This is a genomic window from Duganella qianjiadongensis, assembly GCF_009857915.1.
In the GTDB taxonomy this organism is placed as follows: Bacteria; Pseudomonadota; Gammaproteobacteria; order Burkholderiales; family Burkholderiaceae_D; genus Rugamonas; species Rugamonas qianjiadongensis.
This window is the reverse complement of record NZ_WWCM01000007.1, coordinates 45,948-58,772: the sequence shown is the minus strand read 5'-3', so window position 1 is coordinate 58,772 and position 12,825 is coordinate 45,948. Positions and strand designations below refer to the sequence as shown.

General features: G+C 61.6%; 14 protein-coding genes. 8 read left to right on the top strand and 6 right to left on the bottom strand.

The genetic code is table 11. From position 1 onward, the window contains the following. The first annotated feature begins 62 nt into the window (after window positions 1-62). A complete protein-coding gene (locus tag GTP27_RS11635; RefSeq protein ID WP_161039352.1) occupies window positions 63-1,070 on the top strand; it encodes a GGDEF domain-containing protein in 1,008 nt (335 codons plus the stop codon). Here the strand turns inward: GTP27_RS11635 and GTP27_RS11630 are convergent. After that, window positions 1,067-1,648, bottom strand: coding sequence for a DUF5610 domain-containing protein (locus GTP27_RS11630; RefSeq protein ID WP_161039351.1), 582 nt, complete (start codon window positions 1,646-1,648; stop codon window positions 1,067-1,069). The two genes, GTP27_RS11635 and GTP27_RS11630, sit on opposite strands and share 4 nt — an antisense overlap. Window positions 1,649-1,715: 67 nt before the next feature. Here GTP27_RS11630 and sbcB point away from each other — a divergent pair, with 67 nt between their 5' ends. From sbcB to GTP27_RS11610, 4 genes are all read left to right on the top strand, one after another. Then, a complete protein-coding gene (sbcB, locus tag GTP27_RS11625) occupies window positions 1,716-3,158 on the top strand; it encodes an exodeoxyribonuclease I (protein ID WP_161039350.1) in 1,443 nt (480 codons plus the stop codon). A 185-nt stretch (window positions 3,159-3,343) separates the two neighbouring features. Beyond that, window positions 3,344-3,811 carry a GFA family protein gene (locus tag GTP27_RS11620; RefSeq protein WP_229633754.1) on the top strand — a complete coding sequence of 156 codons (468 nt, stop codon included), beginning with the start codon at window positions 3,344-3,346 and terminating at the stop codon, window positions 3,809-3,811. A 259-nt stretch (window positions 3,812-4,070) separates the two neighbouring features. Beyond that, complete coding sequence (locus tag GTP27_RS11615; protein WP_161039349.1) at window positions 4,071-4,853, top strand: class I SAM-dependent methyltransferase; 783 nt, start codon at window positions 4,071-4,073, stop codon at window positions 4,851-4,853. Window positions 4,854-5,015: 162 nt separating this feature from the next. Further along, window positions 5,016-6,095: an alpha/beta fold hydrolase gene (locus GTP27_RS11610; protein WP_161039348.1), complete on the top strand. Its 1,080-nt coding sequence runs from the start codon at window positions 5,016-5,018 to the stop codon at window positions 6,093-6,095. Between the two features lie 159 nt (window positions 6,096-6,254). On the opposite strand, the gene pyrF is transcribed toward GTP27_RS11610, so the two are convergent. Then, a complete protein-coding gene (pyrF, locus tag GTP27_RS11605) occupies window positions 6,255-7,076 on the bottom strand; it encodes an orotidine-5'-phosphate decarboxylase (protein ID WP_161039347.1) in 822 nt (273 codons plus the stop codon). Between the two features lie 186 nt (window positions 7,077-7,262). On the opposite strand from pyrF, the gene GTP27_RS11600 reads away from it, so the two are divergent. The 3 genes from GTP27_RS11600 to GTP27_RS11590 all read left to right on the top strand — a co-directional run bounded on the left by GTP27_RS11600 (window position 7,263) and on the right by GTP27_RS11590 (window position 9,970). After that, window positions 7,263-8,027 (top strand): SDR family NAD(P)-dependent oxidoreductase, encoded by a 765-nt coding sequence (locus GTP27_RS11600; protein WP_161039346.1) that lies wholly within the window; start codon window positions 7,263-7,265, stop codon window positions 8,025-8,027. Window positions 8,028-8,250: 223 nt separating this feature from the next. Further along, a complete protein-coding gene (locus tag GTP27_RS11595; protein WP_229633753.1) occupies window positions 8,251-8,718 on the top strand; it encodes a VanZ family protein in 468 nt (155 codons plus the stop codon). 64 nt (window positions 8,719-8,782) lie between these two features. Further along, on the top strand, window positions 8,783-9,970 hold the full coding sequence (locus GTP27_RS11590; protein ID WP_229633752.1) for an MFS transporter: 1,188 nt from the start codon (window positions 8,783-8,785) through the stop codon (window positions 9,968-9,970). A 7-nt stretch (window positions 9,971-9,977) separates the two neighbouring features. Here the strand turns inward: GTP27_RS11590 and GTP27_RS11585 are convergent, their stop codons facing one another. The 4 genes from GTP27_RS11585 to GTP27_RS11570 all read right to left on the bottom strand — a co-directional run bounded on the left by GTP27_RS11585 (window position 9,978) and on the right by GTP27_RS11570 (window position 12,709). Next, entirely contained in the window at window positions 9,978-10,496 is a 519-nt protein-coding gene (locus GTP27_RS11585) for a hypothetical protein (RefSeq protein ID WP_229633750.1), read from the bottom strand. Continuing rightward, the gene (locus GTP27_RS11580) at window positions 10,496-11,344 is read right to left on the bottom strand and encodes a hypothetical protein (RefSeq protein ID WP_161039345.1); all 849 of its coding nucleotides are present in this window, start codon (window positions 11,342-11,344) and stop codon (window positions 10,496-10,498) included. The genes GTP27_RS11585 and GTP27_RS11580 overlap by 1 nt, the downstream gene beginning before the upstream one ends. Beyond that, complete coding sequence (locus tag GTP27_RS11575) at window positions 11,344-12,132, bottom strand: hypothetical protein (protein ID WP_161039344.1); 789 nt, start codon at window positions 12,130-12,132, stop codon at window positions 11,344-11,346. The genes GTP27_RS11580 and GTP27_RS11575 overlap by 1 nt, the downstream gene beginning before the upstream one ends. A gap of 67 nt (window positions 12,133-12,199) precedes the next feature. Then, window positions 12,200-12,709, bottom strand: coding sequence for a DUF6160 family protein (locus tag GTP27_RS11570; RefSeq protein WP_161039343.1), 510 nt, complete (start codon window positions 12,707-12,709; stop codon window positions 12,200-12,202). Window positions 12,710-12,825: the final 116 nt, after the last annotated feature.

The window sequence follows — 12,825 nt, the reverse complement described above, 5'->3', positions numbered from 1 at the left end:
AGGCTGACAGGCAGTTCAGCTATGATAATCGGGCGACTCAACTAGCATCCTGAAAGACCACATTGAAACACATCAGCACCTTCGGCGCATCGTCCTACCAGATCAGCGATCTGCAGCTGCTGCGCAATTCCACCGACGCTGAGGCCATGGCCAGACTGCTGGCCCCCTGCCCCATCATGCGGCTGGCCGCTGATGAACACATCGCCGAATCGCAGATCGCCCACCTGTATATCGTGCTGCGCGGTGCGCTGGCCGTGGCCACCGACACCCGTACCGGCATGGCCGATGGCACCATCAGCAAGATACTGCCGGGCGAAAGTGTGGGCGAACAGGCGGTGCTGGACGAGGAGGCCAATCTGAATGCCATCACGGCGCTGGAAGAAACCGATGTGCTGATGATCAATGCGGAACTGGTATGGCAGTTGATCGACGAATCGCATGTACTGGCGCGCAATCTGCTGCGCCTGCTGTCATTCCGCATCCGCGCCGCCAATGCGCAGCTGCGGCGGCGCCAGAAGCTGGGCGAGTTCTACCGCCAGCTGTCCATGATCGACGGCCTGACCGACCTGTACAACCGTTCCTGGCTCAACGACCTGCTGCCCACCATGGTGGCGACGGCACAGGGTTCGCATGCGCCGCTGGCCCTGATCATGATCGATCTCGACCACTTCAAGCGCTTCAATGATACGCACGGCCATCTGGCCGGCGATCAGGCCCTGCGCACTGCCGCCAGTGTGCTGGGCAGCGCGCTGCGCCCGACCGACTTCGCGGTCCGCTACGGTGGCGAGGAAATGATGGTGCTGCTGCCCGACACCAGCGAAAAAGTCGCCGTAGCTGTGGCCGAGCGCCTGTGCGAGCGCATGCGTCAGGCGCAGGTGTTTGCCGATATGCGCCAGCCGCTGCCGCACATCACCGCCTCGTTCGGCGTCGCCAGCCTGCAGGCGGGCGAGGACGAGCAGACTCTGATCGCCAACGCCGACGCCGCGCTATACCGCGCCAAGGCGCAGGGCCGCAACTGTGTGGCCCAGCATGAAGTAGCGACGCCGCTACCTGCCGTGCCGGCAGCCTAAGGCGCGGAATTGGAAGCTGAACCGGCCGCCGATGCTGGCTGCGCCCGCTGTGCGGCGGCGAAGTCGGCATAGCCTTGCTGTACCAGATCGTAGGTCTTGTCGATGTTGCTGGCAACGTCGCCATGCAGCACTTTCAAGCCGTCCAGCACAGCGCGCGCCTCTTTGAAGCCCTGATCCACGCCCCGTTTCAGCGTGGCCATGAACTTGTCGAGCACGGCGCCGCCGTCCTCGCCCGGGTGCTGCTGTTTGAAAGCATCGTAAAACGCGGTGGACAGCGCTACAATGCGGCTCGCCGTGCCTTCCGGCGTATTATCCTGCGCCACGGCGTTCTGGATAGCGTTGTCGCCGAAATCGTCCTTGAGCGCCTCGTTAATGCCGGTTAGTGCCGTTTTCAGCACCACCGACAGCGGCTCGTTGGCAGAATTCAGCGCTACCGTGAGCGACGCCTGTACGATAGACTGGTTCAGCTGCGCCCTGGCGCTGGCCGTGCGTGGCGGCTGGCTGCCGTCTGGGGCTGTAACAGGAACATTGGAGGCGGTCGCCGTGCCGCCCTGAGTTGCCGATAATGGAGTTGCCATGATCTGCCTCCTGCAGAGGGATATCCTGTCATGATCGGCAGAATAATGAATAACTTGACCGTACCCTATGAGCATAACAACTTTTCTCTGGCACGACTACGAAACCTTCGGCGCCAATACGCGCCGCGACCGGCCAGCCCAGTTCGCCGCCATCCGCACCGATGCGGCCCTCAACGAAATCGGCGATCCGATCATGTTGTACTGCAAACCGGCCAATGATTTTCTGCCCGATCCGCAATCCTGTCTGATTACCGGCATCACGCCGCAGCAGTGTCTGGAGTGGGGCGTGCCCGAATACCAATTCGCCGCCACCATCGAGCAGGCGTTTTCCCAGCCCGGCACCATAGGGGTGGGCTACAACACCATCCGCTTCGACGACGAGATTACCCGCTTCATGTTCTGGCGCAATCTGATCGATCCGTATGCGCGCGAATGGCAGAACCAGTGCGGCCGCTGGGACCTGCTCGACGTAGTGCGCATGACCTATGCGCTGCGCCCCGAAGGCATCGTCTGGCCCACCAAAGAAGACGGCAAGCCCAGTTTCAAGCTGGAAGATCTGGCGCGTGCCAATGGTCTGGTACACGAAGCGGCGCACGATGCGCTGTCCGACGTGCGCGCCACCATTGCGCTGGCCCGCCTGATCCGCCAGCACCAGCCCAAGCTGTTCGATTTCTGCCTGGCCCTGCACAAAAAAGACCGCGTGGCCGATGAAGTGGGCCTGCATCTGGCACCGGCCCTGCGCCAGCCCTTCCTGCACGTGTCGGGCATGTTCCCCGCAGAGCGGGGCTGTCTGGCGCTGGTGTATCCGCTGGCATCCCATCCCACCAACAAGAACGAACTGATCGTGTGGGACTGCGCTCATGATCCGCGCGAACTGTTCGCGCTCGATGCCGACACCATCCGCACCCGCATCTTCACGCGCAGCGACGCCATGCCGGAAGGGATGACGCGTCTGCCCGTCAAGAGCGTGCACCTGAATAAATCGCCGATGCTGGTAGCGAATCTGAAGACGCTGTCGCCAGTCATGGCCGCCAAGTGGGGGCTCGATCTGGAACAGGGCAAGGCCAACGCCGCACTGGCCGCCGCGGGGCCGAATATGGACGCGATCTGGCAGGACGTGTTCTACCGCCCTGCCGCTGCCCCGCTCGATGTGGATGAAGACCTCTACAACGGTTTCGTCAGCAAGGATGACCGCCGCCTGCTCGACAGCCTGCGCAAAGAAAGCCCGGCCCGGCTGGCGGCGGCTGCGCCAGCGTTCAGCGATGGGCGCCTGAGCGAACTGCTGTTCCGCTACCGCGCGCGCAATTTCCCGGAGACGCTGTCGGAAACGGAAATGGAACACTGGGAGCAGCACCGCGCCGCCCGCTTCTACGAGGGCGCCGGCGGCGTACGCAGCATCGACCAGTTCTTCGGCGAGATCGACCATCTGCAGCAGGAAGCCGATGAGCGTAGCGAGCAGATACTGGCCGAACTGTACGAGTACGCGGAACTCGTCGCCCCGGCCCACTAAAATGTACAGATCACGCGTCTGCCAGTCTGCCTGCTCACTGCCTGCTCACTGCCTGCTTACTGCCCGTAACAGCGTGACTATCGGAGAGCTTTTCCCCACCGCGCTACTGCTATGCTGAGGCTGATGTTTGGCAGCCGGTCCGGCAAGCGGTGGGCACGCAGGCCTGCAGCGCTCCCAGCAGGCCCATGGCAACTTTAGAACAGCAGGAACCCAGCAAAATGTTGAACAAGGATATCAAGGAAATTGACGCTGCCTGCCATTGCGGCACGGTAAAATTTCGCGTCAGGCTCACCGATGGATTGCACACCGCCCGGCGCTGCAACTGCTCATATTGCCGCATGCGGGGAGCAGTTGCCGTGTCGGCAAATCTGGCGGACATACACTTCACCGCAGGACAGGATGCACTGGTGCTATACCAGTTCAACACCGGGCAGGCGCGGCATTATTTTTGCTCGAAATGCGGCATCTACACGCATCATCAGCGCCGTTCCCAGCCCGAGCAGTATGGGGTCAATGTGGCATGCCTGGAGGGGATCAGCCCGTTTGACTTTGAGCTGGTTCCCGTCAACGAAGGCGCGCTACACCCCAAGGACAGGCCAGCTGGTAGTGCGGCTTTGATTGCCGGCCACCTTAGATATATTCCGGCGGAGTGAGCGCGGCATCCTGCCGGCACCCGTCTTCAGGGATGCCGGGCTGGATTTTTATGGAGCCCCCTGGATCACATGCCGCCTGCCTAAAGCACGCCTCCGCGCCGCTGGCGGCCATTACTCCGATAAATGGTGCCGCGATGTGCCCGGCCGGTCGGCAGTAGGCTCGCGCACGGAAATATTAACTTGACGACAAGTAGGGCATGATCGATGATGGCCGGGCGCACGGCATGGAGCCGCTGCCATCGATCCTGGAGACGACACAATGAAGAGCTTCATCCTGGCCGCCGGCTTGCTGGCCTGCAGCCTAGCCGGCCTCGCGCAGGCCGCCGATGTGGCCGACGATGCCCAGCTGCGCACGGCCATTGCAGGCAAGCACCGGAGTGGCACCAACGTGGCGCGCGATAGCTGGCGCCATCCTTACGAAACGCTCACTTTCTTCGGCATCAAGCCCACCATGACGGTGGTCGAACTGCTGCCGGAAGGCGGCTGGTACACCGAGATTCTGGCACCCTATCTGCGTCAGGATGGCAAGCTGATCAGCGCCGGCCTCATCTCCAAAACCTTGCTGGAGTCCAACCCTGCGGTCTATGACAAGGTTGTGCGGGGCGCCTTCAGTCCGCCCAAGGCCATCTACAATTTTGCCCCGGCAAACAGCGTCGACATGGTGCTCACCTTCCGCAACGTGCACAACTTCGTCGAGCTGGGCGACGATAAGGTCAAGGACATGTTCAAGGCGCTCTACACCAGCCTGAAGCCCGGCGGCATGCTGGGCGTGACTGACCACCGCCTGCCGGAAGCCATGCCGCAGGATGCCAGCGCCACCAGCGGCTACGTCCACGAATCGTATGTGATCCGGATGGCCGAGAGCGCCGGCTTCAGGCTGGTCGGCAAATCCGAGATCAACGCCAATCCTCAGGACAAGGCCGACCACCAAGGCGGTGTGTGGGCGCTGCCGCCCACCCTGACTAACGGCGCAGTTGAGCGCGACAAGTACCTGGCCATCGGCGAGAGCGACCGCATGACGCTCAAGTTCGTAAAGCCATAAACGGCCGGCGCTCGCTCCAGCCAGGCGCCGCCGTACGAGTCCCATGCATGCAGTTCATGGAGATAAGCAAAATTATATCGAGCTGACGTGGCATTGATTTATCCAGGCGGTTTCCCTCATCAATAGCATTAATCGGTTCATACAACGCCGAAGAAAGCCCATATGATTTTCTCCAAAGCTGCATTGTGTAGTACGGCCTTAGGCCTGTTATTGTTATCCCCGTTTGTCCGAGCCGAACCCGCCACAGTCGTCGAACTCGCGCCGGAAATAGCCCAGGACTTCGTCCGCCCCCACACGCTGCTGGATGTGGGTGGCGGCAGAAAAATGCACTTGTATTGCCGTGGCGAAGGAGCGACAACGGTAATTTTTGACGCCGGTCTCAGCGATTGGTCGAGCATATGGGCCCTGGTGCAGCCGCAAATCGCCAGCCGCACACGCGCCTGCACCTATGACCGCGCCGGCATGGGATATAGCGATCCGTCCGCTCGCCCCAGTACACCGTTCAACGTAGTCGAAGATTTACGTAATCTGATGAAGGCAGCAGGCATCCATAGCCCTGTTGTGTTGGTAGGACACTCCCTGGGTGGCTTTAATATGAAGCTGTTTGCGGCCACCTACCCATCCGAAGTGGCAGGTGTGGTTCTAGTTGATCCCACGGAAGAGTTAGAACTGGAGCGGGCCCGCCCGGTGGTCACTGCGAAATTCGGCGCCGCTACCTTTAATAAAATGTATGCGGAAGAAAATGGCCCGTCAGCCTGGCTCGCCCACTTCCAAGTCTGCGTGGACGCGGCCAAAAAGCAGGACCTCGATCCTCTTTCGGATCTGTATAAACAGTGCACCGATCCTGTGCGGCAGCCTTTGGGATCTTTGATCGCTCAGCATCGCCAGACGCTACAGGTGCGATATGTGTATCAGGCCGCCCAGGCATCGGAAGCGCTGAACTGCGTTATCGCGAATAATCCAGCGCTTGATGCACAATACAGCCGAATATTTGGCAAGAAAAATGCCCTCGGCAATTTACCGCTGATAGTCTTAAGTCACGGCCTGGTGGACATGGAATCTCCCTTCCCGCAGGAGGACCAATATGTGCTGCTGGCCTTGCATGACCAGACCACGGCGTTATCGACGCGTGGACGACATCGCGTCGTGCCTAACACGCATCACAATATCGAAGTAGATGATCCGCATTCGATAGTGGTGGCAATTAACGAGGTACTGGAAATGCTGCCTGTTGCGCTGTAATTTTTAGATGGCGATTAAAAATTGGCAGCGTGGGGCTGGCTATAGGTGGCAGTAGCGCTAACGGCGACGGAAGCCGCCCTACACAGCGCCATACAGCAGATAGAACAACGCCCGCCACAATCACTGTAGCGGGCGCCTGCTGCTGTCACTGGGGCTGTATTAAGCGCGGTACTGGTTGATGGCGTCGCGGGTTTCCTGTGCCACGCGGCGCGCGGCAGCGGCGAAGTCTTCCCCGGCCTGCTGCGGCGCATACAGGATGGCGCGCGAGGAGTTGATCATCATGCCCGTGCCATTGGCCGTACGGCCCGATTTTACGGTCGCAGCGATGTCGCCGCCCTGCGCGCCTATGCCCGGCACCAGCAGCGGCATATCGCCCACGATGGCGCGCACCTGCGCCAGTTCTTCCGGGAAGGTGGCGCCTACCACCAGCGCGCACTGGCCGTTGCGGTTCCACTTCTGCGCCACCAGCTGGGCCACATGCTGGTACAGCGGCTTGCCATCGACGTTGAGGAACTGCAGATCGGAGCCGCCCGCATTCGAGGTGCGGCACAGGATGATCACGCCGCGGTCAGCCCAGTCCATATACGGATCGACCGAGTCCGAGCCCATGTAGGGGTTGACGGTCACGGCGTCGGCACCGTAGCGGTCGTAGGCTTCGCGTGCATACTGCTGCGCCGTGGCGCCGATGTCGCCGCGCTTGGCGTCGAGGATCAGGGGAATGTGCGGATAGTTCGCACGCACATAGGCGCAGATCTGTTCCAGCTGGGCTTCCGCGCGCAGCGCGGCAAAATAGGCGATCTGCGGCTTGAAAGAACAGGCCAGATCGGCCGTCGCATCGATGATTTCGCGGCAGAAGTGGTAGATCCCCTGCGGGTCCTGCTGGAACTGGGCGGGCAACTTGGCCAGATCGGGATCAAGACCCACGCACAGCAGCGAGTCGTTAGCCGTCCAAGCGGCGGATAATTTATTGATGAAAGTCACGGCCCAGCCCTCTTATTCTGTTGCAAACCCTCTATTGTAACGAAATCCGCGCCACCCAGGCCGAACTGCTGCATCTGCAGTCTGGCCGGCACGGCAGTATCAGCCGGCGCGAGGTTAACCTAGCCGGTAACGGAACGGATAGCGGGGCTGATAGAATTTACCCTTCTATCACCTCGGGACTTCACCATGAAATTAAGCCAGAAAGTCGCCATCGTCACCGGCGCTACGCAAGGCATCGGGCTGGCCTGCGCGCAGCGCCTGATCAGCGAAGGCGCCAGCGTCATGCTGGTCGATATCAAACCGGAGGGCGCTGCGGCGGCCGCCGCGCTGGGCGAACGGGCCCGCTTCTTTGCTGCCGACGTCAGCCAGAAGGCCGATGTCGACGCCATGGTCGCCGCCACGCTGGCCGCTTTCGGCCGCATCGACATCCTGATCAACAACGCCGGCGTCACCCACGCTGCCAATTTCCTCGACGTGTGCGAGGAAGACTTCGACCGCGTGCTGCGCATCAACCTGAAATCCATGTTCCTGTGCGGCCAGGCCGTAGCGCGCGAAATGGTCAAGCAGCACAGCGGCTGCATCATCAATATGTCCAGCGTGAACGCCGAACTGGCCATCCCCAATCAGGTGCCCTACGTAGTATCGAAAGGCGCCATCAACCAGCTGACCAAGGTAATGTCGCTCAATCTGGTCAGCCATGGCATCCGCGTCAACGGCATAGGCCCCGGCACCATCCTGACCGAACTGGCCAAACAGGCGGTCATGGCCAGCCCCGAAGCGCGCCACACCATTCTGTCGCGCACCCCGATGGGACGCTGCGGCGAGCCGGAAGAAGTGGCTTCGATTGCCGCCTTCCTCGCCAGCGACGATGCCAGCTATATGACGGGGCAGACCCTGTATGTGGACGGCGGCCGCCTGGCACTCAACTACACCGTGCCCGTCCATGATTGAGATATAAAAAAATCGCATGTCTGATATCGGAAACGACAATTAGACAAATATCTGCGCCACACCCATAATCTCACCTGTCTCCACTATTCTCCTCCAAGAAAATAGTTTTAAGCCCGCTTTCATTAGCGGGCTTTTTTTTATCTTTTCGCTTTGTGCCCCGTCATCACGGCGTCACAATCGCTGCCTATACTGAACACATCTTCGGTACATGCACACGATAGGCATGACGGAAGTACAGTGCGCCGGCTTGCAGGCGCACTTTCTTTTTTGCGTGCTGTGTTTTTCCGGCAGCCATGCTATCTTCCGGCCCATGCTGAAACTTCTACTTCTCACCGACACCTACGGCCGCCTGCGTTACTGGACCGCCATCACGCTCTATCTGCTGATCCTGATACTGGGCTCGCTACCGGGCGCGCGGCAGGATATCGGCCAGCTTGCTTCCGGCCTGATCCTGCATAGCCTAGCCTATGCCGGCCTGACTTTCCTGATCTTCACCGGCAGCAGCGGCCTGCCGCGCCAGCGTGCCGTCAAAGCCGTACTCACCATCGCCGCCATGGGCGCACTGGACGAAACCATCCAGAGCTTCTTCCCCTACCGCCACGGCACCGTCAGCGACTGGGCGGTCGACTGCAGTGCGGCCTGCCTGACAGCAAGCGCACTCTACTGGCTGTGGCAGCGCTACCGGAATTAACCCGCGCTCAGCAGCATTTTGTGATCGCCGGTAAAATTGCCGCCTGCTAACTGTAGGAGGTGCAATGAGCCAGTCTCACGCCCAGCAAGACATTTCCGCCGGCATGGTCTGGCTGCTCGCCAGCGCTACCGGTCTGATCGTCGCCAATCTGTACTACGCCCAGACGCTGATCGGCCCCATCAGCCAGGCCACAGGGCTGGCCGCCAGTGCTGCCGGCCTGATCGTCACGCTGACCCAGATCGGCTACTGCCTTGGCCTGCTGTTTGTGGTGCCGCTGGGCGACCTGCTGGAAAACCGCCGCCTGATCTGCCTCGCTCTGCTGGCCTGTGCTGCTGCCCTGCTGGCGGCGGCCAGCACCAGCAGCGCCAGCCTGTTTCTGTTCGCCGCCTTCTGCATCGGCCTGACCGCCGTCGCAGCCCAGATACTGGTGCCGTTCGCGGCGCACCTATCGCGTCCCGAAACGCGCGGCCAGACGGTGGGCACGGTGATGAGCGGCCTGCTGATGGGCATCATGCTGGCGCGTCCTATCGCCAGTCTGGTCGCCGATGCGCTGGGCTGGCATGCCATCTTCATCCTGTCCGCCGTCGCCACGCTGGCACTGGCCCTGCTGCTGCGCCAGCGCCTGCCGCAGCGCCAGCCTCATGCGGGCCTGCACTACTTTGCGCTACTGGGCTCGCTCTGGCATCTGCTGCGCGACACGCCGGTGCTGCGCCGCCGCGCCGCCTATCAGGCCTGCATGTTCGGCGCCTTCAGCCTGTTCTGGACTTGCGTTTCACTGGAACTGACAGGGCCGCGCTTCCAGCTCAGCCAGACCGGCGTGGCGATCTTCGCGCTGGTCGGTGTAGCCGGCGCTATCGCTTCGCCCATCGCGGGACGGCGTGCCGATCAGGGCAAGAGCCATAGCACCACGGCCGCCGCGCTGCTGCTCGGTATCGCCGCGTTTGCGCTGCCCTTGCTGCTACACGGCAGCCGCCTGCTGGAACTGGCCGTGCTGGTGATCGCCTCCATCGTGCTCGACATGGGCGTCTCGGCCAATCTGGTGACGGGCCAGCGCGCCCTGTTTGCCCTCGCCGCCGAAACCCGCAGCCGCCTCAATGGCCTGTACATCGCCATCTTCTTCCTCGGCGGTGCGCTCGGTTCTTCACTCGGTGCATGGATGTTTGCCCAGCATGGCTGGCAAGGCGTGCTGTGGACCGGGCTGGCTTTCCCCCTCACGGCTTTCCTGATCTGGCTGGGCGCCGCACGCGACTAGGCAACGATCAGTGCGACCACAGGCGCACCTGCCCTTGCAGCGATACCGTGCCATTGATATTCAGGCTGCCCAGATTGCCGGTAACCGGCGCGCTCGGATCGTTCTGCACGCTGAGCGATTCGAAACCGAGATTGGTATAGCGCACAAAACCGGGCAGGCCGATGGCAATGTAGTCGCCGCCGCCGTCGCTGCGGGTCTGCACGCCCAGGCTGACGGCGAACATGTCCACCTTGCCGCGCACGTTCTTGAACACGATGTAGCGATTCTGCCCGTCGCCATTGAAGCCCAGCGACAGACGGCTATCGCTGACAGCGCCCACCAGCGTGGGATCATTGAGCGAAATATGGGCGGCAAAGCTGATGCCGTCCTGCGCGCTGACCTGAGCCAGTTCCTGATCGTCCAGCACGCGCAAGGCGCCCGCGCTGGCGCTGCCTGCGGCCAGCAGCAGCGCCGCCACGGCAGCAGCGCGGCGCGCTGACCATGCAGCCTGGCAGAGTCGGGACAGGAAGAGCTGCTGGCTGGCCATCAGTGTTTGAACTTGATATCGAGGTACTGGATCTGGATCGAGCCTATGCGCGACGATCCCAGATCCACCGTTGGCTGGCCGGCGCTGACAAAGGAAATATTATCGACCACAATGCCGCCTGCCGGCGCCACGCCGCTGCCGTAGCGGCTATCGGGCCAGTCGATGCCGATGTGCAACCGCGGCCCCGTCTCATCGCTGAGCGCATTGATCACGGCCGGCTGCGACGCCACGTTGGCCAGCATCCACGGCGTATTGGTAAACATGCCGCTGCCATCCACCGCGCCCACGTGTATGCCGTTCCACACCATGGCTTGCGTCTCGTCGGTGCGGCCACGGGGGCGCAGCGACAACTGGCCGATATCCATGCGCAGCGCGGCACCGAAAGCCACGCCGTCATTGATCTGCGGCGTGGTGAACTGCAGGCCGCCGCCATACAGCACCAGATCCTTGATCACCACACTGCTCTGTTCGCGCGTCACGCCATCGGCCGTAATGCCCCAGTCATAGGCCATCTGCCAGCGCTGCTGGGCATAGCTATTCTGCGGGAAAGCGATCGTCACCACATCGGCTAGTCCGGCTGCGCCGGGCACGATGTCGAGCTTATACGGATCGGAAAACGGCAGCGGATTATCGCTGCGCGATGCGCTGAATTTTTCCACATACAGCGTGCTGCCTATCGGTGTGGTGTAGCTGACCCGCGCATCGCCGCTCATGGCAAATCCGTTCAGATCGAAACTCACGCCGTCGCGCCCGCGCACGGCCGACAGTGCGGCATCGTTCAGCGGTTCCAGCGCCAGCGCCGGCATGCAGGCCAGCAGGGTCGCGAAGGTGACGAACGCGCGGCGCATCAACGGCCCTTGGGCAGATTGGCAGGCACCAGCCCGCTGGTGTTGATCGCCTGCAGCTTGTCGCGCCAGTTCAGCCACACGCCGGCCTGCGCGGCATCCGTTGCGGGCGCGCCATTGGTGGTGGGGAACTGCACGCCGGTCTTGAGCAGCGACACCCAGAAGTCGCGGCTAGGCCCGCTGGCATCGCCCGCTGTCACGCCGCCCACCTGCGCCAGCGTCAGACAGGGCGCCGTGCAGGAACCGTCCCAGCGTTTGCCGCCCATGGGATCAGTGCGCGAATCCAGCTGCACGGTGCTGCCGTCGGCAGCAATCCCCGTCACGGCCATCGAGCCGGACAGGGTGTTAATTTTCATACCGATGTCGCCGCTGATGGCGTCAAAGCCGAAGCGCATGCCGATCGCTTCACGCGAGGCGCCGTCAGCCGCGTTGCGGTAGACGAATTCGAAATAGGGGTTGGCAATGTGTACCAGACGCTGCGCCTCGCTGCCATCGCTGCGGCCGAACTGCAGCAGCGCGATATCGAGATCGGCGCCGCTGCCGTTGCGCGCTGCGTAAGTGTATTCACCGAGCCGCACATTGCGCAGATTGGCGCTCAGCGCGATGTCGGCATCGAGCGACACTTTGCTGAAATCAAAGCCATTCAGACTGGTATTGGTCATCGCGACGATACCCTGCCCGTGCATGCTGGACAGCTCCGCTTCGCTCAGCGGCTGCATCTGGGCCGATGCCGTCAGCGTGCAGCAGGCCAGCGCCGCGCACAGCCACAGCGAGTGCAAAGTCATCTTCATGGGGAGAGAGCGACAGGCGCAGAGACAACAACAGCCGCTTGCGCGGCTGCTGTTGAAGCTCAGCTGATTAGTGAGCGAAGATCCAGACGGTGGTACCGCGCATGTCGATCTGGTTCATGGCAACCGAACCGAAGGAAGCAGCGCTGTTGCCCATCTTGATCGAGTCTACCGACACGTTCAGGTAGTGGCCGTCCGCTACCACGGTTTGCGGGATAGCGATCTGCACCACGTCGCCGCCGGTGGCTTTGTTGTAGAACGTGCCCGAGTCGGTCACGCCGGCAGCTGCTGCAGCCATCAGGAAGGAGTTTTTCGACAGGATGTCGATGTTAGCGGCGATCAGGCCGTTAACTTTGATGCCGTTGAAGCTTACCGAACCACCACCCAGGCCGTTGGCATCGACTGCGTCGGTGTCGGTGTAGGTGAAGGAATTGATTTTGATGTTCAGGTTAGCAGCGATCGATACGCCGTCCTGACCGCTAACGGTGCTCAGCTCTGCGTCTTGAATTGGGGTCATGGCCGATGCCGAGAAAGCGACGGTTGCCAGGGCTGCTGCGATTGCGGTTTTGAAGAATTGCATTGTAAGTCTCCGTGTATGTAGTGAACCAATATGGTTGTGTTTTTGTTTTCTTACTTGTTGTGCTGCTAAGCCATCTTAGGGCCGCAGCTTTGTTACCGTCTAGCTTGCTACACTGA

Excerpts from the sequence above, each read along its gene's own strand:
- GTP27_RS11630 (WP_161039351.1), bottom strand. The coding sequence starts at position 1,648 with ATGGCAACTCCATTATCGGCAACTCAGGGCGGCACGGCGACCGCCTCC.
- sbcB (WP_161039350.1), top strand. The coding sequence starts at position 1,716 with ATGAGCATAACAACTTTTCTCTGGCACGACTACGAAACCTTCGGCGCC.
- GTP27_RS11620 (WP_229633754.1), top strand. The coding sequence starts at position 3,344 with ATGGCAACTTTAGAACAGCAGGAACCCAGCAAAATGTTGAACAAGGAT.
- GTP27_RS11615 (WP_161039349.1), top strand. The coding sequence starts at position 4,071 with ATGAAGAGCTTCATCCTGGCCGCCGGCTTGCTGGCCTGCAGCCTAGCC.
- GTP27_RS11610 (WP_161039348.1), top strand. The coding sequence starts at position 5,016 with ATGATTTTCTCCAAAGCTGCATTGTGTAGTACGGCCTTAGGCCTGTTA.
- GTP27_RS11600 (WP_161039346.1), top strand. The coding sequence starts at position 7,263 with ATGAAATTAAGCCAGAAAGTCGCCATCGTCACCGGCGCTACGCAAGGC.
- GTP27_RS11595 (WP_229633753.1), top strand. The coding sequence starts at position 8,251 with ATGACGGAAGTACAGTGCGCCGGCTTGCAGGCGCACTTTCTTTTTTGC.
- GTP27_RS11590 (WP_229633752.1), top strand. The coding sequence starts at position 8,783 with ATGAGCCAGTCTCACGCCCAGCAAGACATTTCCGCCGGCATGGTCTGG.
- GTP27_RS11585 (WP_229633750.1), bottom strand. The coding sequence starts at position 10,496 with ATGGCCAGCCAGCAGCTCTTCCTGTCCCGACTCTGCCAGGCTGCATGG.
- GTP27_RS11580 (WP_161039345.1), bottom strand. The coding sequence starts at position 11,344 with ATGCGCCGCGCGTTCGTCACCTTCGCGACCCTGCTGGCCTGCATGCCG.
- GTP27_RS11575 (WP_161039344.1), bottom strand. The coding sequence starts at position 12,132 with ATGAAGATGACTTTGCACTCGCTGTGGCTGTGCGCGGCGCTGGCCTGC.
- GTP27_RS11570 (WP_161039343.1), bottom strand. The coding sequence starts at position 12,709 with ATGCAATTCTTCAAAACCGCAATCGCAGCAGCCCTGGCAACCGTCGCT.